The sequence below is a fragment of the Vibrio rubrogenes genome (assembly GCF_059641415.1).
In genome coordinates this window covers 19,108-39,898 of sequence record NZ_JCARSY010000026.1, presented here as the reverse complement: position 1 = coordinate 39,898, position 20,791 = coordinate 19,108, and the positions used below count along the sequence as shown (strand labels likewise).

Below are 20,791 nucleotides of genomic sequence, written 5' to 3'. Positions count from 1 at the left end.
GCCGAACGAATAAATGCAGCTCTGATGAGTTCTTTGTCAATTGAGTTATACTGGTCAGGAAAACATCTCGGTGATAAGTTGCAACCGATGACTATCAGATAAGGGAAGGAAAGAGATCATGAAGGTGGTTGCCGTAACCGCATGTCCGACCGGAATTGCTCATACTTATATGGCAGCAGAGCAACTCCATAAAGCTGCCAGCCAGCGTGGGTTGGCGATTAAAGTTGAGACGCAAGGAGCGATGGGCATCGAAAATGAGCTGACGGTTGCCGATATCGTTGCTGCCGATATCCGGATGATCGTCTCTGATATCGAAATCGAAGAGAAATCCCGGTTTAAAGGCTGTCAGGTATTTCATTTCTCCATTGAAGAGGTTCTGCTCCATGCAGGATCGGTTTTAGAGCGCTGTCTGAAAAAAGTATGATTACCACTCGGATCACTTTTCTACTCAAGGATAAAGGGCTTCCGGCATGGCAGGCGAATGCGCTGAAACAGCTTTGTCGCTATTTTCGTTCGATTTTTGTCTTCTATAATCTGAGCCGGGGAACGTATACCCCGCTCAGTCAGCCGCTCAATGTTCTGAGCCTGAACAACAGTGCCGATCAGTTGTGTCAGATCGCGATAGAGGGGTTGGATGCCGAACTGGCCTGCATGGTTTTCACCGAATACTTAAGTGAACACGCGATTCTGCTTTCAACTTCACACCGTAAGAATCACGCTGCGGAGCAACTCTTTGCCTCCCATCCGGCATTTTCTCTGCCGTTTGCGTACCGCTGGGATTATGAATGCCATGCCGGATTTGCCGATAAGCGTTCAGCACTGGATTATCTTGCCGCTCGAATTGCGCCCGGGCGGGCAGACAAACTACTGACACAGTTCTGCCTGCGGGAGGATATCTCGACAACCGCCCTCCCGAACCGGGTGGCATTGCCGCATGTGATGAGTGAGGTGGTCGAGATACCGGTACTGATGGTGATGCCCCTGACACAGCCTCTGGACTGGCAGTCTGTGTGCGCACCGGTCTCATTATTGATTGGTCTGGTTCTGCCTCAGTCGCTGAATCGGGATATTGTGATGGCGATGACCCGGCTGACCCGCTGGCTGATCGACGATCTGAATACACAGCTTCTGCTTGATGCCAAACGGGAGGAGACACTCAAAGGCATTCTGCTCCATGTGATGGCGAACGGTAATGTAGCACGCTGAGCCCGCCATGCTATCTTTGAGTGATCTTAAGAGTCCCCGGGGATAAATAAAGCGCTTTAATCAAAGCGTGTCCGGTACTCGGAAGGGGTCATGCCGGTTTTGGTTTTAAACACCCGACAAAAGTAATTCACATCCTGAAAACCGCAACGCTCGGCAACCTCGTTAAGGCGGAACTGGTATTTTTTCAGCATGAACTTCGCCCGATCAATTCTGACCCAGGCAATGTAGTCAGCCAGTGTCATGTGCCCCTGCTGATGAAACAGCCGAGAGAGGTGATTGGCAGACAGACTGAACCGTGAAGCAATCGAGTCTCGGGTGATGCCGCGGTGAAAGTTTTCCTGAATATAAATACAGATCCCCTGATAGAGATCTTCACTACGGCTTTTGGCTGAACGTTCCGGCTGACGGAGAATACTTTGGGTGTAGCTGAGCAGCGCGCAAAGCAGGTGTTCGTCCATCGGTGATTTTTGTGCTTCTCTCGCCAGTGCATTGAGGCTTTCCAGAATATTATCGATCGCATAGCCGGTGCGCATTTGCACACTATGCTTCTGGACATCATAAAATCCGTCGGTGCCTTTGCGCTTGGCGACAAAGCTGAACCCAATCTGACGGCGGCCGTACAACAGACTGAGCACCGAACACTCATTTTCCCAGTCCGGCTTATTCCAGCAATTGGGGGGAATATACAGCGCACTCCCGGCCTGAATCTCAACGGTAGTGATGCCATGCAACGCATCTTCGATCTGATTGCTGTAATCACCTTTGAGCGCAATTTCCAGACGAGGAAAGTTGACCTGATAACTAAATGGCGGCGGTGTCTGTTGATCACCGGCAAACCAGATGCGCTGACAACTGTCCCGTTCATCAATAATCGCTTCAATCAGATTGTGAAATACCTGGCTCATCATTTCCTGCCGTCACTCATTCATGCAGAATTGTATGACAAGTCATGTTGTTATCATCATACATTTTTCTCTGTTCCTGAACCGCTGTGTGATTTATTGATATAAATATTATTCATGATTCAAGCATAGAACTTAAGTACCACAGACCGATACAGATCACATTTGAATCATGATGATACAATCCTCCAGTAAATGCATTTTTGTTTCACTATTAACTAACGGGGACAGTCACCACAATATTAGCGATGGGAACAGGCAGTTACGGGGACAGACACCCCAGCGGTCAACGTTCGTTACCTGTTACAGGAATAGTTACAGGGACAGACGCCGTAAAATGCCCTGTTTCTTACGGGGACAGACACTTTTTTCTTCTTTTCTCCCACCAACGAAGTGATGACTGACAGAATGAACGGGGAACGAAAATGATTACTCAACTTATCTCATCGCGATTGATTCGGCTGAATCTTTCGTCAACCACCAAAGAGGAAGTGCTTGCAGAGCTGGCTGAAATGCTGGCCGCGGAAGGACGCATCACCGATCAACAACAATTTTTAGCGGATATTTATGCCAGGGAAGCGCTCGGCAATACCGGTTTTGACGATGGTGTTGCGATTCCCCACGCCAAAAGTACAGCGGTGAGCGAGCCTGCCGTTGTGGTCGGGATCAGCCGTCAGGGCATTGATTACGGTGCTGAAGACGGACAGCCATCGAAACTCTTTTTTATGATTGCTTCTCCCGATGGCAATGCAAATCATCATGTCGAAGTACTGGCGGAGCTTTCTGCCAAACTGATTGAAGAAGGATTTATTGAGCAGTTTTTTGCCGCGCAGACTGAAGAGGAAGCGTTGGCGCTGTTGTTGGCGAAGTCAGAACCGACACCGCAGTCATCCGGAGAAAACGGCTTTCTGATCGGGGTGACCGGATGCCCGACCGGGATTGCTCATACTTATCTGGCGGCTGAATCACTGGAAAAAGGTGCCGCGGCACTGGGCTATCAGATCAAAGTCGAGACGAACGGGTCGATCGGGGTGAAAAACAGCCCGACGGCAGAAGAGATTGCAGCGGCTGACGCGATTATTGTCGCAAGTGACAAGCAGGTATCATTGACCCGCTTCGCCGGTAAAAAACTGATTGAAACCGGCGTCAAAGAGCCGATCCGTGATGCACAAGGTCTGATTCACAAAGCATTGCAGGCTCCCGTTTATCAGCCTGATTCTGCTGCGGAAAACCGTGATGCCCAGCCATCCCGCAACCGTCCGGAGTTGTATCGTTACCTGATGAACGGTGTTTCGCATATGATTCCGTTTGTAGTTACCGGTGGCTTGTTGATTGCATTGGCACTGGCGATTGGCGGAGAGCCGACTGAAGCCGGGATGGCGATTCCGCAAGGAAGCCTGTGGAATAAAGTTCTGGATGTCGGTGTTGTGTCCTTCCAGCTGATGATTCCGATTCTGGCCGGTTATATTGCTTATGCGATTGCTGACCGTCCGGCACTAGCCCCGGGTATGATCGGTGGCTGGATTGCCAATAACGGCTCATTCTACGATGCCGCTGCCGGCACCGGGTTTATCGGTGCGATTATTGCCGGTTTGCTGGTGGGGTATTTCATTCGCTGGCTAACCAGTTTCAATTATCACAAGATGATTCAGCCGCTGGTGCCGATTATGATCGCGCCGATTACCGGTGCGCTGTTTATCTCCGGCCTGTTTATCTTTGTCATTGGTGCACCGATTGCCAGTTTGATGCATGGCATGACCGAACTCCTGACCACGATGAGTACCGGTAATATGGTGTTGCTGGGCATTGTCTTGGGCGGTCTGGCTGGGTTTGATATGGGCGGCCCGTTCAACAAAGTAGCGTTTCTGTTTTCGGTCGGCATGATTGCCAGCGGCCAGACGCAGTTCATGGGGGCGATGGCCTGTGCGATTCCGGTTGCGCCGCTCGGTATGGGATTAGCCACAGTACTTGGTCGTAAACTGAGCCTGTTTGAAGCTTCGGAACTGGAAGCCGGTAAGGCTGCCGGTGCAATGGGGCTGGTCGGGATTTCTGAAGGAGCGATTCCGTTTGCAGCGCAGGATCCGGTGTCGGTGATTCCCGCCAATATGTTGGGCTCGATGGTTGCTGCAGTGATGGCTTTTTCTTTCGGCATCACTGATAGTGTGGCGCACGGCGGACCGGTTGTCGCTTTACTGGGAGCGATGAACAAACCTTTGTTGGCGTTGTTCTGTATGGCACTTGGGGCCGTTGTCACTGCGCTCACCTGCATTGCATTGAAGAAAATGCGTCAGGCGAAATTACAGTCGGTGGATATCTGACTTCATGAACGATCCGCATCACGTTGAATCGGTGCGGATCACAAATTGATGGTTATGCCATATGGATTTTGGAGAAAATTTTGGATCTTTTTTCCACGATCATTGGTTCTGTTTTCTGATCAAAGATGAGTGAGTGCTCGTTTTTCAAACATTCGTTGAATTCTTCTTCCGAACCGTAGAGCGCATAGAAAAAGACTTGCTTATCTTTATCATTCCAGCAAACATCAAACTGGAGACATCCGGGATCGTCCTTCGCGATGTCTGCATTCTCTTGGGCGAGCTTAATAAATGATTCAAATGACTCGGGAACAAGAGTGAAAGTTACCGTCACAACGTACATACATTGCCTCCTGAAACATACAAAACGGACAAAATCACACGGTATGATTTCAGCTGTTTTCTCCTTTGAACAGAACCCGGTAGAGATGTCAGGTTCCGTATGCATCATTACATCATATTGACATATTCCGATGCTATCAATCACCAGTTGCTAATCTGTGGCAATTCTTTTCTTAATCGGAGCATGGCTTAGGTGATGTCATTAGCATTTTAGTCGAGCCTGTTTATCCAAGATTAAAACAACAGAGTGAAGCGTGAGAGACGCCACTGGTCATTGTCATCTGCGAGAAAGGCAAAGTTTTTTGCGTGGTCATCCTGATTGACGGTCAAAAAATTAAAAGGTTCTTTTGACGTACAGCGGTGCATTAAGCATCTTTTAAAACCTCGTCAATACTTTTGGGTTCCGACTGGCTCGTCTGAGTGAGTGCTCTGATTTGGCTGAGATCACCGACTGCTTCAAATAACATCAGAAACTGCCGGAGAGAGATATTACCACTGCTTTCAAATTTTCTGATCGTGCTGTAAGGCACACCGGAACGTTTTGCCAACGCTTCTACGGTGAGCTTTTGTTGCTTGCGGGATTGTTTGATGAATGTTTTCAGTTCAAGCTGAACATCATAGGCGGTATATAAAGAAAGCATGATGTACCTTTTTGTTACAGTAGTAACTAAAGTATACATATTTACTATAAATTTGCCATTATAGTATCAATTCTATGGCTCGTTTTTCGATTGAGATTACGCTGTCTAACTGTTTTTCTGCATGTCGGGGTTTGCAGAACCTGCTGGATTTCAGCCAAAGATATATGCCTCCAGCTCCCCGGCATCTTTTTCGGCTTTGGCAATCAGTAATTGCTGCATGAATGCATATGATAAATCCGGGTTGTCTTCTATTCGACCCATTTGCTTTGCTTCCGGAGTTTCAAGCTCACCGATAAGTTCATCTAAATCGTAGTCGGTATCACCACTTTGCTCACCTTCGGCCAACAACTGCTGCAAGGTTTTCAGTTTAGTATTGTCTGGTTGCATTCTTTTTCCATGAGGTGCTTGAATCGTTTTCAATGAATGACCCGGGAATCTCAGTTATTCAACTTTCAGTAATTTCTTCCCGAGTTCAGTCAGTCGGTATTGCTGTGACTTGCTGCTAGGCTTATCGGGGATAGTCATTTCGATCAGGCCATTTTCCAGTGCCGGTTTCAGATAACGTTCACGGAATGACTTGCGATCTTTGAGTGACAGTGCTTGTTGGAGTGTGTCACGATCCGTTGTTCCTAGTTTATCTATCAATGAAATCAAAATATTAACTTGGGGGGTAACTTGGGGGGTAACTTGGGGGGTAACTTGGGGGGTAACTTGAGGATCTGATTGTGCAGCTGCACTAGTGATGGTTTTCTGAATACTTTGAAGCATAAATTCAATAAAGGGGGCAGAATCAGTCAGTTGAGTACTTTTGTTAATAGCTTGGTAGTAGGTACTTTGGTGTTCGAAGACCATGCTTTCCACTGGCAGTTGTGCCAGTAACGGGTTCCATTGACTGAGGATCAGTGTTTGCCATAAACGTCCGGTCCGGCCATTGCCATCGGCGAATGGATGAATAAACTCGAATTCATAATGAAACACTGAGCTGGTGATCAGCGGATGCAGCTCCGTTGTCGTCAGCCAGTTGAGTAGGTTTCTCATTAAGTGTTTGACGCGATTGGATGGCGGTGCCATATGGACAACCGTTTCACCATTCATCACACCGACATTACCGTGACGGTAATGGCCTGCATCGTCAATCAGACCGGACATCAATACCTGATGAGCTTTGAGCAGATGTTGTTCATTCGTCGGTTGCCAGTGTTCAAATTGTTCGTAGGCCTGAATCGCATTTCTGGCTTCCTGTACTTCTTTCGGTGGCGCGATCACGCGTTTCCCTTCCAGAATGGCGGTGATCTGAGCTTCGCTTAATGTGTTTCCTTCAATGGCCAGTGAGCCCTGAATCGTGCGAATCCGGTTAATCCGGCGCAGGCGCAGATTCTTTTCATCTTCAAGTACGGACAGGCGGCCCAGTTGTTCACTGATCTCCGAAATCAGTCTGATGATGGTTGGCGTGATAGTGAAAGGAGGCTGTTTATCATCTGTCATACCAATTTCTCTTATAAACGTCTTCCGTCAGCACTTTCAGTTTTTACCTCTTCGGCCAGATAGTCCAGCTCTTCGACGGTGATTTCGTAATGCTCCGAGTAGCGGGCATCGCGCAAAATGGTCGCAATGGTATGAATATCTTGTTGTTTCCGCCCGGGAAGATGGTCAAGTGTCTTTTTCATGTCGGTCATCGTACTACGCGGTGAGAATCGGGTAAATGGGAGTCTCGGTGTTGAGGTGCGTTTTGCGTGTGATCACGGTTTTTGGTGTAAGTGGGGTGTTGGTAAAGGATGAGAGATTAACGAATGCGTTGGATTTTGGGGAATTCAAAAGTGCGGAACGGCATCATTTGGTGATGAATGACTTCCTAATAGGATTTATTTTGTTATACTCTGGGTATAACATCAGGAGAGCTGATGGAAGGATTAGATATTTTGTTAAGTATGCATGGCACAGTCGTGTACCGGGATGATGGTTATTGGTGGAAAATTGAAGCATGGACGGTTCCGCCAACCAGAGAACGCCCCCACGGGATCCGTTACACCATGACGCTACATAACAGATTTAACAAAAGAGTTTTTGGTTATGACAATGCTCATGCAGTGAAGCCACGGAAAAATAAACGATTCAGCGGCAAACGGTATGACTACGATCATTTGCACCGGACTGCGATTGATCAGGGAACACCCTATGAATTTCAGGATGTTTATACCTTACTACAGGACTTTTTCTCGGGCATTGACGCAACCATCGTAGCAATAGAGGGGAAATAACATGAAAGCAAGAATCGGCATTATGTCTGAAGCACTGATTCGTTTCCGTCTGCTGGCGATTGCACAGGGGAAATATGTGCCGCAAGCGGATGAGCCGAAGGTTTGGTACACATCGGTTAATGCGGTAGCACAGATTTTAAGGCCGGAGAATATCGCCTTATTACGCCTGATTGAGACGGAAAAACCGGCAAGCCTGACTGAGTTGGCCAAAATCTCCGGTCGAGCCAAATCTAACTTATCCAACACGTTAAAAACGCTCAGTGAAAAAGGTTTCGTCCGCATGGAGCCAACGACCGGTAAAGCTCTGAAACCGGTGGCGATTTATACGGATTTTGAGATTATTTCGGACTCTGCACTTGAGCAAAAGTTATTGAAATTAATGGCTTCGATGTCAGCGGCCTGAGGCGAAACGTTCGAAATTCGTGCCCGTCATTTTTACCCGGTTAAGATTGTCTCCGCAGTGCGGAGGCAATTGAGCAGAGCGAATCTGAAAATCATTTTAGTTCATTCTCTATTGATAGCATTGTGTGTCGCTGGTGGCCGATTCTATGATGTTCTGTGCAAAAAATAACATAACGACTCTCAGGACTTTTGATACGATAAGGCTTTGTCAATCAATCGGTAATACTTATGAAGTTAAAGACGTTAGCCGCTTTGTTGTGTGTTTTTATCGTTATTGTTCTTTCAGGGCTTAACGCTTGGAATATTTGGGGGGATTTTGTAGAAAAGGCGATTTCTTTTACCACAACAGCAATGTTGTTTTTAGTCGTTATGGCTTTGTTTGATGTTTGGCGTGGCGGCAAAAATTTCAAAGTTAATGAGATAAAAGCAATAGCAATATCATTTCCTATTATTACAGTAATTGAATATGTTTATCCTGTAATTAAATACTCAGAACAAAAACATTCAGGCTGGTTATTCTCTATGTCAATGGATTTAATGCTAGCTTTTTTTGTTTCTTCTGTACTATGGAGTTATTTAAAAAAATGTCAGTATTTGGTGGAGTAATTAAAAAGGTAAGTCCTGCCTCTCCATTATATAGTCTTCTGTTTCAAATGTATAAACAGGTAGAGAATGAGAGAGATTCAGACGAAGTATACAGACACGCAATCGTTATTTTAGATGAGCTTCTTCGGCGTGGTTATCGATTTAATACCTCGGAAGTTCAGGCCGTAGTTGAGATATTGAGAGAATTACCAGCACCGGGAGCAAAGGCTCGGAACTTTGAGAAGTTATACCTTCAAGACGAGTACGGATTGAGACGATTACCGCATGACCCGCGGAAACTATATGGTCAAGGATGTTGGCACTGATGATAGGCTTACTGTCAGTTTAGATTGTTCACGCAGTGCGTGAACAATTACATCAATGCTTATTTCTGCCTTTGCGATTCAATATTCTCTCCAATCCTTCCCCGACAAACCTCTTCCGTCAGCATTTTCAGTTTTTCAACCTCTTCGGCCAGATAGTCCAGCTCTTCGACGGTGATTTCGTAGTGCTCCGAGTAGCGGGCATCGACGTAGGCGCGTTTGAGGCGGTGGAAGCTGCGGCGACGGAACTGGTTGTCGGCAGGGAAGAGGCGGGCGAATCGTTCGTCTTGTCCGGCACAGAAGGCGCGCAGTTTTTCCAGATCGTGGGTTTTAGGCAGATAGTTGGTACACACTAACAGGGTACAGGCAAGAAAACGTTCTGCTGCCTGATGTAAGAAAAATGCAGCTTGATTAATTCTCGATTTACCCATCGCGAAATCATAGGCATCAACGAACTCTGACGCACTTTCGAACCATTGAGCAAAATGTTTTTCGGCAATCTGCTGACTTTCTTCGGCCGTCAGATCCCCCGGTAGTGCCAGTTCCCGGCCATCGGCACTGTACAACTCGATACCTTGCTCGCGGATATCCCGAAAGAAATAGTGCCCGTCGTGCAGCCATTGATTGACTTCGCCGAGGGTGTGAACAATCAGCCCCAGCGGCGTTTTGGGGATGCGACGGCTGATTCGGTCTTCCGCCAGACTCCACAGGGTGAATTCTTCTACCAGTTCAAAGCGATTGACGATCACCAGCACATCATAATCGCTGATATAGCCGTTGGCCGGGTCATTGACCCAGTTACCTTTGGCATAACTGCCGAACAGGATGATTTTGTGGATTTTAAAACCGGCTTTTTTGCCGCTTCTTCCGGCCACGTATTCATCCACCACATCGCGCAAAATGGTCGCAATGGTGTGAATATCTTGTTGTTTCCGCTCGGGAAGATGGTCAAGTGTCTTTTTCATGTCGGTCATCGTACTACGTGGTGAGTATCGGGTAAATGGGAGTCTCGGGGTTGAGGTGAGTTTTGCGTGTGAGTGCGGTTTTTGGTGTAAGTGGGGTGTTGGTTGAGGATGAAATTGTTCGGTTGAAGCCTCCATTCCAATCAGTCATTTTCGATGGACTGATGAGTTTATATTAGACTTGTGGTCATTCATTTTAATTTATATGTGGAGGCCGGGGTGGACCTGTTTCATCGGGGAAAGCGTAAATCGGCAAACTACAGTCGGTTGGAATTTATTCTCCATCCTTTGTCACAAGGAATTTTCTGGTTTGTTACTTTTATGGCTGCCGCTGCAGTGTCATTGTATGCTGAGAAAATCCGTAATTTTGTCATGCCCTGGGATGAATATGCCGATGGTATCAACTGGTATTCGACCCTTTTTCTTATTATTTCTTTCATAGCCTCAATTATTTCTGGGTTGTCTGCCTGGGTCAAAACAAAGCAGACCGATTATTGGCATCGTTCTTATCAGACAAGCCCGCCGACAACGTTTTGGGAACTGTATGCGGAAAATATTCAAAGGGCGATGGCACTTCTTGATGACATGCAGAATAATATGTATGTTTCGGAAGACGCTGACATTCATTTAGGTGCTGATTTTATTCGTAAAAATCTTGAAACAGGTGAGAAAAATATTCGGATTGTACTCGATATGCTGATTGGCTTGGTGAAAGCGTGGGATGCAGCAAATATAGAGAAGAAAGTGCTCTACCGGGCAAATATTATGAAAGTTCACTATTTTGAGGATGGTGAAATCGAATCGGAATGTAGCTCTGCAGCCGGGATGTTTTATGCTTCTTCTGCAACTTGTGATAACTACACTGGAATTATCAGTCTGACGGATAACAAGCTCACGACTACGACGGAAACTAGAAATCCTGACCCGGACCAAGAGCAAGCCCCCATTCAGTTTGCTTTTACTATCTACGATGATTCGGTTTCAGGAAATAAAATGTTTCTGGCGAATCTTGAAGGTGCGCCTTCTTGTGTTGCCTCGGGCGAATTTTCATATGTCTCAAATACGAAAGATATACCAGAGTCTTATAAAAACAGTGCCATTCCCTATCATAAGGGGGTCTATTCTGTTTTAGAGGAATATTACAATAGACCTGAGAATCCGGCTCATTCCATGTTATCGATTCCTTTGCATGAACGATGGAAGGAAGATGATCATGAAGGAAACTCTCGAGAGTCAAACAAGGTCAGATGGGTATTGAATATATACAGAAACCAGTCTTGCATGTTGTACGATGGCGACAAATGTCAGGATTATTGCCATGCGGCCAGTGCTTTTATCACGATTCTGGAAAAACTATTAATGTTGTATAAAATTAATGAAAAAAGCTGTGAATCTATCGGTTTTTTGCCTCAGACTCTGAGTGATGCAACAGAGTCATCGGTTGACATTTAAGCAGTTCTGGGGGGATCATACACATTCTTTCATGATGAATCAGAAACAAGATTCAAGGAAAATTCAATATGAGCAATGAGTTAGCCAGAAAAGAATTCGAAGCGACAATGAGAAGAATTGTCGCCGTGCGTCGCCGCTATGGCCTTTTGGGTTCCGGTGATGCTCAGGAAGCAGCCAGAAAGTCTGCGCAAAAAATGATTCAGCAAACCAAAGTCAAAGCGGCCAAAGTTGCCTGATCATCTGATAGCAAGATCCCTAAAAGCCTGCGAAATGATGCAGGCTTTTTTGATCCCGAGTCTTTAACTTTCGACCAAATCAACCACATCCCTTCATCTTGCTTGCTGAAACAAAGATGACACCTGCGTTCTGCAATCATCTTTCTCAATCAAATTTTGTCTATGGATCGTGATGTTCATAGTCGCGTGAATGCATTGATATGATAGGATAGTTCGCAATTGACTACTTACTACCAAATCGTGGTATTGGACGTAATTTACGACTCAATTGGTGCTGGAGCAGGCCAAAGGACTGACTGATTGGGTATCCGTAGGTAATCACTATATTTCGTTATATAAATTTAAGTTTAGTCTTACATAAAAATAAAAGAGTCAGTTGTATGGGTACGAATTCCGAACAGGCCATCAATATATTAAAAGCCTGGCATCAGGTTGAATTTTTTCAGATTTATTCTATTCCTGAGCCGGATAAAGATAAAGGTGAGCTTGATCCGGTTCAACTCTACTTTCAGGATTTGAGTCGGACTGGGGATCAATGTTTACCGTGGTTGAGTCCGAGGGCTTTCAGACAGTGCGGACTTGATCCGGAAAAAGCAACCAGATACACGCTTTACCTCGGTTTGTTTGATAAAGCGGTTATGGAAAAAATGGTTGATGAATGCCGTTTGACGGAAAACCATTTACCTGCGGATGAAATTGAGCAGCGACTGGATTTGGAAGGTGTGACCTGCTTTGCCAAACTGAAATTGGATCAGCAGGGAGCACCGGATTTTGAGTCTTTTTCGGTCAGTACTCTGCCGTGGGCGTTGGGGTACTTGCAACGCGGTGAAGTTCGGGACATGACCTTAGCCAAGTTTGATGAGTGTTGTGAGCGACTGACGAGTGCAATCGAACGAATCCAGATACAGGATGAGTATGCTGGAGTGATTGATACCAAGTCTTTGTTGATGCTTATTCAGCAATTGTATCAATGGGCTGAAATGTCAACTGAACAGTTAAAACTTCACTCGGATGATAGCGTTATCCTTTGTCAAATCGGTTTTCAGCAATATATTCCGGAAAAAATTGCCGATAATTCGAAAAATAAGCATTCGGAAAAAGAGACGGCTGTTCAGGAGGAGCCGAAGGAAGGGGCTGGGACTGAAGAGAATGAAGCGGAAGAAACCGAGCCCACGCTGACCGAATCTGCTATGCCGATTCTGAACAGTTTTTACATCCGCGATCTGGAACGGGCAATCAATAGTATCCGGGCCGGAACTGCCGGTCCGGGTTTGCTCGACTATCTGGGAGAACCCAAAACACGGGCATGCGATTTGTACACGGATGAAGCTTTGCCACTGATTCGGCAAATACTGCAACCTGCCAATACTTCGGCCGGGCGCTGGCCGGGAAATCCTCAGCACGATATGTCCCTGATGCAGCAGTTTGCAATCAACGCGACTTTAACATCCTTAGGCACTGACGGTGGGATTATTTCGGTCAACGGACCACCGGGAACCGGAAAAACAACTTTGTTGAAAGATATTGTCGCGCACAATGTGGTGGAACGGGCAAAGGTACTGGCTAAACTGAACTTTGCCGGAGAGGGGATCGATAAGGATGGTTTGTTGATTGAGTCGCTGACCGGATTTGAGATGGTTGTTGCCTCGTCGAACAATGCTGCGGTTGAGAATATCTCCAGAGAATTACCTCAGATGAAAGCCATCTGGGAGGGGTATGCGCAAGGCTGTTCATTCTTCAGGCCGGTTGCAAACCTGATGGCTGCCAAACGAACCAAAGCCAAAAAATATAAGTCACTGGAAGATGCATCAGAGGCTTCTTGGGGAATGATCTCAGCTGTGATGGGAGCGAAGGCTAAGCGTAAGGATTTTAAGGATCGGTTGTTTTTCCATAAATACTATCATTGTGATTATGCTGACATTCCTCGCAACCGAGCGCCCGAAGTGGATTTATTGAACTTTTGGCAGTATCAGAGTATTACGCCCAAAATCAGCTTTTTACAGGCAAAACAGAATTTCTGTCAGGCTCTGAATGAGTTTGAATCACTCAACCGAGAGCTCGTTGAGTTTGAGCGTTTGCTATCGTCAGATCAGGATGAGTTATACTGCCGTCAGATAGAGCAGAAACAGCAGGTTCTCCGACAGATAAAACAATCAACTATTCAGATTGAAGATTATCTGGAAGCCGAGATCATTCATGAGCAATTAGCTGGTTCTGAAGTGAAGCAAAATCAGCATCTTATCCAACAGCAAAAAGCTGAGCCGCCCGGTTTTTTTACCCGTATATTTCGCCGTTCTGAGGTGAGGTCTTACCGTTCGAAACTGATCGTTCTGGAACTGTTATGCGAGCAGATTCAGCAAAAACGAATTCAGCATCAGGCCAATGTCCTTTCCTTTCAACGTCAGTTAAAAGCGCTCAATTCACAATATGCAGGGGAGGAATCTTCATTGAGTGAGCTGATTGCAGCACAGGAGCAGTTCAGGAATGAGATCGAGCAATACCGGCAACGATTAAAAAATTGCTCACTACCGAAAGATAATATTTCTATTACTGATCCCAAGTTGCAGCAGCACGCATATTGGCAAAGTGAAGAACTCAACCATCTACGGTCAAAAGTTTTTATTGAAGCAATAAAACTGCACGAAGTCTGGGTGAGAGATGCGCAGAAAATCAATTCCTTTCATAAAAGAATTAGCCTGTTAAGTGATTGTATATTGGGCAACCTTCGTGATGGCCCGGTCACAGAGTTGTGGCAAATTGTGTTTATGTTTGTTCCCGTGATTTCGACGACCTTTGCATCAATGGGACGTATGTTTACCTCCATTCCCGAAAGTACTTTTGGTTGGTTAATGATTGATGAAGCAGGGCAGGCTGTTCCACAGGCTGCGGTCGGTGGAGTGCTGCGTTGTAAAAATACGATTGTCGTCGGTGATCCCTGGCAGATTAAGCCGGTATTTACCGCACCTCCAGCCTTGGTGAATTACTTAACAACCAGTGAACTCGGGTATGAGCAGGAAAAATGGACACCGTTAACACAGTCAGTTCAGACATTGGCTGACCGGGTAAATCGCTATGGCTGTGATTTAAATAGTGAATGGATTGGTATTCCATTATGGGTACACCGCCGCTGTATTAATCCGATGTTTGATATTTCCAACGAAATTGCCTATCAGGGGCGCATGATTCACGGTAATTATACAAGTAATGAGAATGTGCCGACTCAGTTACATCCTCAGCTTTTTGAAAATCGCTGGATTGAAACCAGTGACCGTTGCTCGAAGAAACAGTTTACGCCACAGATTGGGGAAGAAACGATCGTACTATTGACTGAGTTGCTTCAATCCCAAGGGAATCTGAGCGATGTCTATATCATCTCACCATTTAAAGCAGTCAAAAATGAAGTCAAATATTTTATTGAAAACTCAGATCGTTTTATGCAGTTGGCTAAAAAAGAGAAAGTCAAAATCTCTGATTTCCTGAAAAAAAATATTGGTACGGTGCATACCTTTCAAGGGAAGGAAAATGGTACGGTCATTTTTGTCTTAGGTTGTGATATGGACAATCAGGGCGGTGCCGGTTGGGCAGCCTCCGAACCGAACTTACTGAATGTCGCGGTTACCCGAGCGAAGAAGAACCTGTTTATTATTGGTAACTCTCAGATTTGGGCAAAACAGCCATTCTTTGATGTCTCATATAGAGAATTGATGACGGTTGAAAGGGAAGTTGCAGAAGCTCATTAACTGATCTGATCAGGTGGGGATTATAGAACAGTTTCTAGAACGGCCTTACGAGCTCCATTTATCTGTATGGATGGCTCTTATAATCTCGAATTCTAGGGGGCTAACTGTGAGTAATAGCATCGAACGAGTTACTTTCAACAGAACTGTAATTTTTAAGGGACTACAGAATACTTTTATAATCACAAAAAGCATAACAACGAGGTTACATGTCTAAGTTTGGTCGCAGTATTCGTATATTCTTCGCTGACGGCAGCCCGACAGGGTTACGCCATGTAGAAATCGTCAATTGGTCTGGGCAGGCACTGGCGTGTCCACGAACACGATTTTCAGAGCTGAAGCATTGGGATGAAGTGAAACGTCCCGGTGTTTATTTTTTGCTGGAAAAGGCATCAGGCGATGACGATAACATCGCTTATATTGGTGAATCTGAAGATGTTTTCAGACGATTGGCCAATCATGACCGTGAAAAAGAGTTCTGGAATGAGGTCATAATCTTTAGCAGTAAAGATGAAAATCTCACCAAAGCACATATCAAATATTTAGAAGCAAGATTAGTTGAAATGAGCCAAGCGGCTGATCGATATACCGTCAGTAATTCAAATTGTCCGACTAAGTCAGGTTTGCCCCGTGCTGATATGGCGGCGATGGAAGAGTTTATTGAAAATATTAAGTTGGTACTGGGAAGTCTGGGACATCGATTACTGGAGCCGATTGCTTCATCCACAGCAGCAGAGTCGGAGAGCAAGGAATCTCTGACCCATTACCCCTTGACTCTTACTGTGAACAAATTGCAAGCCTATGGACGAATGACCGATGATGGTTTTTTACTTGCCAAAGGTTCTCAGATTGCTAAAAAATCATCACAAAGTATGCCGGGTAAAAGTTGGCAGATAAAGCAGGAGATGATCGACAATGGTGCTCTGATCGAGCTGGATAATTGCTACGAGTTACTGAAAGACAAGTTGATGAGTTCTTCCTCATATGCAGCTTGCTTAGTTTCAGGGAATAGCCGCAGCGGTCCCCAGAGTTGGAGAACTGAATTGGGAGAATCTCTCAAAGAGCTGGAAGCTCGGTTAGTGGGTAAAGACGGATAAGATTGAAAGAGGCGATCTTTTCATCAGGGAAAATCAAATTATGGCTCAATCGAATGACACAATAGAGACGATGCAACATTCAGACTTCTACAGCCAGAACGCCCAATCCCTCACTACCCAATACAACACTCTCAGCTTCGAGCAAGTGCATGCAAGTTGGAAGCACTTCTGGCCGGAGAAAGGTGAGACGGTGCTGGATGTCGGGGCTGGTTCCGGGAGGGATGCGCTTTGGATGGCGGCGCAAGGTTGTTCGGTATTGGCGGCGGAGCCGGTGGCGCAGATGCGGGCGGAAGGTGAACGGTTGACCGGAAGCTCGGTTGAATGGCTGGATGACGCACTGCCTGAGTTATCGCAACTTGCAGAACACAAACGGCAATTCGATGTGATTCTGGTCAGTGCGGTGTGGATGCATTTAACCTCGGCACAGCGTCAGTTGGCGTTGAGCAATTTGGCAGGGTTGCTGGCACTCAACGGACGCTTGGTGATCTCTTTACGTTATGGTGATTTTGCCGATGAAAGAGTGGCTTATCTGCTGTCTGACGACGAATTGATTGCTCAGGCAGAAGGCGTCGGGCTGACGCCACGCTTGATTTCATCCCGACAAGATGACAGTCTCAAACGACAAGATATTTGCTGGCAAACGGTGGTTTTGTCGCAAGAGAAAGCCTGAAAGGATAATCAATGTCGTTGGATGACTACTGCGAGATGTTTCGCAATCTGAATATGAATACCAAAGGCCAGCATAAAAGCCCGCATAAGGTGTGCATGTTGCTGGCGGTGATCGAGCTGATTGAGAATGGCACTATTGCAACCAATCGGATTGATCTCGATGACTCGCTGAAAACGGCGTTCAGCCACAATTTCAATCAGCGTCGCAGCGATGCTGATAAAAATACTCCGGAGAATCCGTACTTCCACCTGAAAAGTGAAGGCTTCTGGCATGTTGTCTACAATCCCGGCATTGACCCTGCGACGGTAAAACGTTACTCCAAAAAAGCGATTTCTCATGTCACCCTTGATGATGCGTTGTTTGAATATATGCAAAGCCGCATCACCAATCATGATCTCAGAGAAGCTCTCAATCATAACTTATCCGATCTGGCTTTTCTGTATCAGCAGTGGTTGGCTGATACCGGACATACACAAGACACGATTCGTAAATATTGTCGGGTGATTGAACACGATTTATCCCTTTGGCTGCAACAGCAATTAGGCATTGAGCATGCAGTGTTTGACATCAAATCATTCCGCGATTTTCATACGCTGGTGATTCAATTGAAAGCATCACAGCAAGGGCAAGTCACTGATTCTCGTCATCATCCGTTGTTTTCTCAAGTGATTGAATCTTATCTGCTCTTTCTGAAGGATTTGAATCAGGTCGATCTTCAGGATGATGTGTCACAAATTATGACTGATAGTTCCCTGAGTGAAACCGAAAAGCAAATTTTGGTGAATACCCGTATGGGGCAGGGGAGTTACCGCAGGCAGTTAATTGATCTGTGGCAGGGCTGTGCCGTGACCCGTTATCCGAATACCCAACTGTTGGTTGCTTCACATATCAAGCCTTGGCGAGATTCGAATAACCAAGAACGGCTGGATAAATTCAACGGTCTGTTGTTACTTGCCAATCTCGATAAAGCTTTCGATCTCGGTTTTATTTCATTTGAGGCGAATGGCCGGATCATGATCTCCGGACAGCTCCAATCCCCGACAACCCTCGGCATCCACGAATACATGCACTGCGCTCTGCATCGGGAGCACCGGAAATATCTTGATTATCATCGGGTTGAGTTGTTTAAAGGGTTCTGAACCGATTTGTTTTCAATGATATATACAGAGAATAAAAAAACCTGCCCACTTGAGGACAGGTTTGGTTATGTGTTGACCAACAATATATTAGTTGATTTTTTCTATATGAATAAATTTAAACAGGTAGTTAGGTTCTGTCATGCTGCCTCTCAATGTGGCACTGAATTCTCGAACACAGTCGTTTTGACTTGAGAATAAGTAGCCATCAAACCGAATAATGTCACCACGGCTTAGTGTGAGTGCAGACTGGAATATCTCACTGCTAGGGTCGAGCAAACTGTTTACACCAATATCACTAAAAACATTATTGGCGGTTGTCAGGTACATATGTTCACCGAACTTCACAGCGAGCACTCCTTTCCCTTCACTATTGGTTGTCAGCTCTGTTACCTTACCGATCCAATCGTAGTGTTTGCCTTGGAGACCACATAGTAAACTCTTACGTTGTCCACGGGTGGCACCTCGTGCCAATTCGCTTGTCGCTTTTTTGTATTCCATGCGACCGCTGTAAGAAGCGACAGCTAATTGGAGTTGGGGTAATGGATACAGCTCGGAATATTTAGATAGTTTGTCATCGAATATTCTTCTTTTTTTCAATTCAGTTATAAAATATTGCCTGTTCTTTTCATTTTCTTTATCTTGCTCCGCTTGTTGGCGTTCTTGTTCTGCTTGTTGGCGTTGAGCCTCTTGTTCAAATTCAAGCATTCTCTGTTTTTCTAATTCTTCTTTACGGGCTCGTCTTTTTTCTGATTCTTTTTGTTGTGCGATTGCCGCTTGATGAGCTTCCTCTCGCTTACGAGCTGATTTTTCCTGAGGGGTTTCCTCTGCTGTGGTACGTTCTTGTTTTGTTTTCTCTTGGTTCACTATTTCAGCTTGTTTAGCTGCTGCTTTTTCGGCTGCTGCTTTTTCAGCTGCTGCTTGCTTTTTCATTTCTTCCTGACGTTTTTTCTCAGCAGCAAGACGTTGTTGTCTTTCTTTCTCTTTTTGTGCCTTTTTCTGTTGTTCGATACGGTTAATTTGTGACTGGTAAGGGCTCAGGTTCTCATCAAGCTTTTTCGCAGCCTGACGAATTTTGTCAGCATCATCACCACTGTAAACATATTTCAGGTCGCTATAGAGTGTTTGGGTGTCGTGGGAAATTTTGATGCCATGATAGCCAGAAACATGTTTATATCGTTTCAGGATCGGGTCGGCATAGTTTCTGGCATCTTGTAATATCTTTTGTTTTTGCTCTTGTTCTTGTTTTTCTTTTTCGTCTTGTTTCTTCATTGCTGAGTCAACCAGATCACCGCCGACTTTGACAACATCGCCAAGGCCGAAAGCATTTGCGTTATTTTCAATCGCTGAATAAGAGAAGCCAATCAAAAATAAGAAACATGATTTGGTCAATAAACGCTGCCCGCTTTTTAGCAATGTTTTATTCTTTAAAAGAGAATTGTTTTTTTTCGATTTATATTCATACCGCATTTCCAACATATTGTTAAAGGCAGATTGATTTTTTCAATGTTTGCATTGAAAGTTGCCCATCAAAAGAAGGTTCATAATAAATCGAATGTCCGGTATATCAATAGAAATATTGCTGTTATTTGATGATTTTTAAAGAAATTATGGCTAATTTTCTAATGACGGGATAAATAACAGTACTGCATACTGTTCAGGGGGAATCTAAATTATTTTAATGATAACTGGGTTGAGTGGTTTATATCTTGGTTATCATCATGTGGAGTGATTTAAAGGTTTTTGAGAATGAGTCGGCAATAAAAAGACCTGCTCATTCCTGAGCAGGCCGAAACAGTATCATTTGGATTGTAGACAGTGGATTGTGTTTGAGCATTATGCGAGTTTCTTTAACAATGCCTGAGCGACGGCTTCTGAGCTGGCTGGGTTTTGGCCGGTGATCAGCAGACCATCTTCAACTACATAAGGTGCCCAGTCATCGCCTTTCTCATATAGGCCGCCCAGTGCTTTAAATTCATCTTCAATCAAAAACGGCACCACATCAGTCAGTTGCACCGCGGCTTCTTCGCTATTGGAAAAACCAGTGACTTTGCGTCCTTGAATCAGCGGGGTTCCGTCGGCTGCTTTGACATGACGCAGGACGCCCGGCGCATGACAGACAAAGCTGATTGGTTTGTTGGCACGCTCGAAGCTTTCAATGAGCTGAATGGAGTCTTGTGAGTTGGTCAGATCCCAAAGCGGGCCGTGTCCGCCTGGGTAAAAGACCGCATCAAAATCTTGTTGTTTGACGCTTGCCAGCTTAACGGTATTGGCAAGAGCCGCCTGTGCTGCCGGGTCTGCTTTAAAACGGTGCGTCAGCTCTGTTTGAAAATCAGGGAGATCACTCTTCGGATCGAGTGGTGGCTGTCCGCCCTCTGGTGAAGCGAGAACCACTTCGGCACCGGCATCGAGGAAGCTGTAGTATGGGGCTGCGAATTCTTCGAGCCAGAAGCCGGTTTTTTCACCGGTGTTGCCGAGTTCACTGTGTGAGGTCAGAACCATTAAAATCTTCATGATTATCTTCCTA

The 20,791-nt window shown here is 45.5% G+C and carries 21 protein-coding genes; 12 read left to right on the top strand and 9 right to left on the bottom strand.

Annotated elements, in window-relative coordinates:
- Positions 1-118 precede the first annotated feature (118 nt).
- Both AC55NX_RS15780 and AC55NX_RS15775 read left to right on the top strand, forming a co-directional pair.
- Positions 119-424, top strand: coding sequence for a PTS fructose transporter subunit IIB (locus AC55NX_RS15780; protein WP_496996593.1), 306 nt, complete (start codon positions 119-121; stop codon positions 422-424).
- On the top strand, positions 421-1,206 hold the full coding sequence (locus AC55NX_RS15775; RefSeq protein ID WP_496996592.1) for a PTS sugar transporter subunit IIA: 786 nt from the start codon (positions 421-423) through the stop codon (positions 1,204-1,206). Before AC55NX_RS15780 ends, AC55NX_RS15775 begins: the two co-directional genes overlap by 4 nt.
- Before the next feature lie 56 nt (positions 1,207-1,262).
- Here the strand turns inward: AC55NX_RS15775 and AC55NX_RS15770 are convergent, their stop codons facing one another.
- Positions 1,263-2,111, bottom strand: a complete 849-nt coding sequence (locus tag AC55NX_RS15770; RefSeq protein ID WP_496996591.1) for a helix-turn-helix transcriptional regulator — start codon at positions 2,109-2,111, stop codon at positions 1,263-1,265.
- A 422-nt stretch (positions 2,112-2,533) separates the two neighbouring features.
- On the opposite strand from AC55NX_RS15770, the gene AC55NX_RS15765 reads away from it, so the two are divergent.
- Positions 2,534-4,426: a PTS fructose transporter subunit IIABC gene (locus AC55NX_RS15765; RefSeq protein WP_496996590.1), complete on the top strand. Its 1,893-nt coding sequence runs from the start codon at positions 2,534-2,536 to the stop codon at positions 4,424-4,426.
- A gap of 52 nt (positions 4,427-4,478) precedes the next feature.
- Here the strand turns inward: AC55NX_RS15765 and AC55NX_RS15760 are convergent, their stop codons facing one another.
- The 5 genes from AC55NX_RS15760 to AC55NX_RS15740 form a co-directional block, all read right to left on the bottom strand.
- A complete protein-coding gene (locus tag AC55NX_RS15760; protein WP_059120147.1) occupies positions 4,479-4,766 on the bottom strand; it encodes a putative quinol monooxygenase in 288 nt (95 codons plus the stop codon).
- 364 nt (positions 4,767-5,130) lie between these two features.
- Positions 5,131-5,406, bottom strand: a complete 276-nt coding sequence (locus AC55NX_RS15755) for a helix-turn-helix domain-containing protein (protein ID WP_496996589.1) — start codon at positions 5,404-5,406, stop codon at positions 5,131-5,133.
- A 150-nt stretch (positions 5,407-5,556) separates the two neighbouring features.
- Positions 5,557-5,793: a type II toxin-antitoxin system ParD family antitoxin gene (locus AC55NX_RS15750; protein ID WP_496996588.1), complete on the bottom strand. Its 237-nt coding sequence runs from the start codon at positions 5,791-5,793 to the stop codon at positions 5,557-5,559.
- 54 nt (positions 5,794-5,847) lie between these two features.
- On the bottom strand, positions 5,848-6,891 hold the full coding sequence (locus AC55NX_RS15745; protein ID WP_496996587.1) for a Fic family protein: 1,044 nt from the start codon (positions 6,889-6,891) through the stop codon (positions 5,848-5,850).
- Positions 6,892-6,902: 11 nt separating this feature from the next.
- Entirely contained in the window at positions 6,903-7,073 is a 171-nt protein-coding gene (locus AC55NX_RS15740; protein WP_496996586.1) for a hypothetical protein, read from the bottom strand.
- A 234-nt stretch (positions 7,074-7,307) separates the two neighbouring features.
- Between AC55NX_RS15740 and AC55NX_RS15735 the strand changes: the two genes are divergently transcribed.
- The 3 genes from AC55NX_RS15735 to AC55NX_RS15725 all read left to right on the top strand — a co-directional run bounded on the left by AC55NX_RS15735 (position 7,308) and on the right by AC55NX_RS15725 (position 8,672).
- The gene (locus AC55NX_RS15735) at positions 7,308-7,664 is read left to right on the top strand and encodes a toxin-antitoxin system TumE family protein (RefSeq protein ID WP_059120152.1); all 357 of its coding nucleotides are present in this window, start codon (positions 7,308-7,310) and stop codon (positions 7,662-7,664) included.
- 1 nt (position 7,665) lies between these two features.
- On the top strand, positions 7,666-8,067 hold the full coding sequence (locus AC55NX_RS15730; protein WP_476486105.1) for an HVO_A0114 family putative DNA-binding protein: 402 nt from the start codon (positions 7,666-7,668) through the stop codon (positions 8,065-8,067).
- Between the two features lie 227 nt (positions 8,068-8,294).
- Positions 8,295-8,672, top strand: coding sequence for a hypothetical protein (locus AC55NX_RS15725; protein WP_059120154.1), 378 nt, complete (start codon positions 8,295-8,297; stop codon positions 8,670-8,672).
- Positions 8,673-9,036: 364 nt separating this feature from the next.
- Here AC55NX_RS15725 and AC55NX_RS15720 read toward each other — a convergent pair whose 3' ends face one another.
- Complete coding sequence (locus tag AC55NX_RS15720; protein WP_496996585.1) at positions 9,037-9,939, bottom strand: HEPN domain-containing protein; 903 nt, start codon at positions 9,937-9,939, stop codon at positions 9,037-9,039.
- Between the two features lie 216 nt (positions 9,940-10,155).
- On the opposite strand from AC55NX_RS15720, the gene AC55NX_RS15715 reads away from it, so the two are divergent.
- The 6 genes from AC55NX_RS15715 (at position 10,156) to AC55NX_RS15690 (ending at position 18,267) form a co-directional block, all read left to right on the top strand.
- Positions 10,156-11,388, top strand: coding sequence for a hypothetical protein (locus AC55NX_RS15715; protein ID WP_496996584.1), 1,233 nt, complete (start codon positions 10,156-10,158; stop codon positions 11,386-11,388).
- A gap of 68 nt (positions 11,389-11,456) precedes the next feature.
- Entirely contained in the window at positions 11,457-11,624 is a 168-nt protein-coding gene (locus tag AC55NX_RS15710) for a hypothetical protein (RefSeq protein ID WP_496996583.1), read from the top strand.
- A gap of 380 nt (positions 11,625-12,004) precedes the next feature.
- The gene (locus AC55NX_RS15705) at positions 12,005-15,364 is read left to right on the top strand and encodes a DEAD/DEAH box helicase (protein WP_496996582.1); all 3,360 of its coding nucleotides are present in this window, start codon (positions 12,005-12,007) and stop codon (positions 15,362-15,364) included.
- Between the two features lie 206 nt (positions 15,365-15,570).
- On the top strand, positions 15,571-16,458 hold the full coding sequence (locus AC55NX_RS15700; protein ID WP_496996581.1) for a GIY-YIG nuclease family protein: 888 nt from the start codon (positions 15,571-15,573) through the stop codon (positions 16,456-16,458).
- A 40-nt stretch (positions 16,459-16,498) separates the two neighbouring features.
- Complete coding sequence (locus tag AC55NX_RS15695; protein ID WP_496996580.1) at positions 16,499-17,128, top strand: class I SAM-dependent methyltransferase; 630 nt, start codon at positions 16,499-16,501, stop codon at positions 17,126-17,128.
- Between the two features lie 11 nt (positions 17,129-17,139).
- On the top strand, positions 17,140-18,267 hold the full coding sequence (locus AC55NX_RS15690) for an HNH endonuclease (protein WP_496996579.1): 1,128 nt from the start codon (positions 17,140-17,142) through the stop codon (positions 18,265-18,267).
- 87 nt (positions 18,268-18,354) lie between these two features.
- On the opposite strand, the gene AC55NX_RS15685 is transcribed toward AC55NX_RS15690, so the two are convergent.
- Together AC55NX_RS15685 and AC55NX_RS15680 are read right to left on the bottom strand one after the other, a co-directional pair.
- Positions 18,355-19,734 carry a hypothetical protein gene (locus AC55NX_RS15685; RefSeq protein WP_496996578.1) on the bottom strand — a complete coding sequence of 460 codons (1,380 nt, stop codon included), beginning with the start codon at positions 19,732-19,734 and terminating at the stop codon, positions 18,355-18,357.
- Between the two features lie 366 nt (positions 19,735-20,100).
- On the bottom strand, positions 20,101-20,778 hold the full coding sequence (locus AC55NX_RS15680; RefSeq protein WP_496996577.1) for a type 1 glutamine amidotransferase domain-containing protein: 678 nt from the start codon (positions 20,776-20,778) through the stop codon (positions 20,101-20,103).
- Positions 20,779-20,791: the final 13 nt, after the last annotated feature.

Bases quoted from the DNA above. Each gene is read 5' to 3' on its own strand.
- AC55NX_RS15695 (WP_496996580.1), top strand. From the start codon at position 16,499: ATGGCTCAATCGAATGACACAATAGAGACGATGCAACATTCAGACTTC.
- AC55NX_RS15780 (WP_496996593.1), top strand. From the start codon at position 119: ATGAAGGTGGTTGCCGTAACCGCATGTCCGACCGGAATTGCTCATACT.
- AC55NX_RS15730 (WP_476486105.1), top strand. From the start codon at position 7,666: ATGAAAGCAAGAATCGGCATTATGTCTGAAGCACTGATTCGTTTCCGT.
- AC55NX_RS15745 (WP_496996587.1), bottom strand. From the start codon at position 6,891: ATGACAGATGATAAACAGCCTCCTTTCACTATCACGCCAACCATCATC.
- AC55NX_RS15680 (WP_496996577.1), bottom strand. From the start codon at position 20,778: ATGAAGATTTTAATGGTTCTGACCTCACACAGTGAACTCGGCAACACC.
- AC55NX_RS15740 (WP_496996586.1), bottom strand. From the start codon at position 7,073: ATGAAAAAGACACTTGACCATCTTCCCGGGCGGAAACAACAAGATATT.
- AC55NX_RS15735 (WP_059120152.1), top strand. From the start codon at position 7,308: ATGGAAGGATTAGATATTTTGTTAAGTATGCATGGCACAGTCGTGTAC.
- AC55NX_RS15775 (WP_496996592.1), top strand. From the start codon at position 421: ATGATTACCACTCGGATCACTTTTCTACTCAAGGATAAAGGGCTTCCG.
- AC55NX_RS15720 (WP_496996585.1), bottom strand. From the start codon at position 9,939: ATGAAAAAGACACTTGACCATCTTCCCGAGCGGAAACAACAAGATATT.
- AC55NX_RS15690 (WP_496996579.1), top strand. From the start codon at position 17,140: ATGTCGTTGGATGACTACTGCGAGATGTTTCGCAATCTGAATATGAAT.
- AC55NX_RS15725 (WP_059120154.1), top strand. From the start codon at position 8,295: ATGAAGTTAAAGACGTTAGCCGCTTTGTTGTGTGTTTTTATCGTTATT.
- AC55NX_RS15755 (WP_496996589.1), bottom strand. From the start codon at position 5,406: ATGCTTTCTTTATATACCGCCTATGATGTTCAGCTTGAACTGAAAACA.
- AC55NX_RS15705 (WP_496996582.1), top strand. From the start codon at position 12,005: ATGGGTACGAATTCCGAACAGGCCATCAATATATTAAAAGCCTGGCAT.
- AC55NX_RS15770 (WP_496996591.1), bottom strand. From the start codon at position 2,111: ATGAGCCAGGTATTTCACAATCTGATTGAAGCGATTATTGATGAACGG.
- AC55NX_RS15685 (WP_496996578.1), bottom strand. From the start codon at position 19,734: ATGCGGTATGAATATAAATCGAAAAAAAACAATTCTCTTTTAAAGAAT.
- AC55NX_RS15710 (WP_496996583.1), top strand. From the start codon at position 11,457: ATGAGCAATGAGTTAGCCAGAAAAGAATTCGAAGCGACAATGAGAAGA.
- AC55NX_RS15765 (WP_496996590.1), top strand. From the start codon at position 2,534: ATGATTACTCAACTTATCTCATCGCGATTGATTCGGCTGAATCTTTCG.
- AC55NX_RS15700 (WP_496996581.1), top strand. From the start codon at position 15,571: ATGTCTAAGTTTGGTCGCAGTATTCGTATATTCTTCGCTGACGGCAGC.
- AC55NX_RS15760 (WP_059120147.1), bottom strand. From the start codon at position 4,766: ATGTACGTTGTGACGGTAACTTTCACTCTTGTTCCCGAGTCATTTGAA.
- AC55NX_RS15750 (WP_496996588.1), bottom strand. From the start codon at position 5,793: ATGCAACCAGACAATACTAAACTGAAAACCTTGCAGCAGTTGTTGGCC.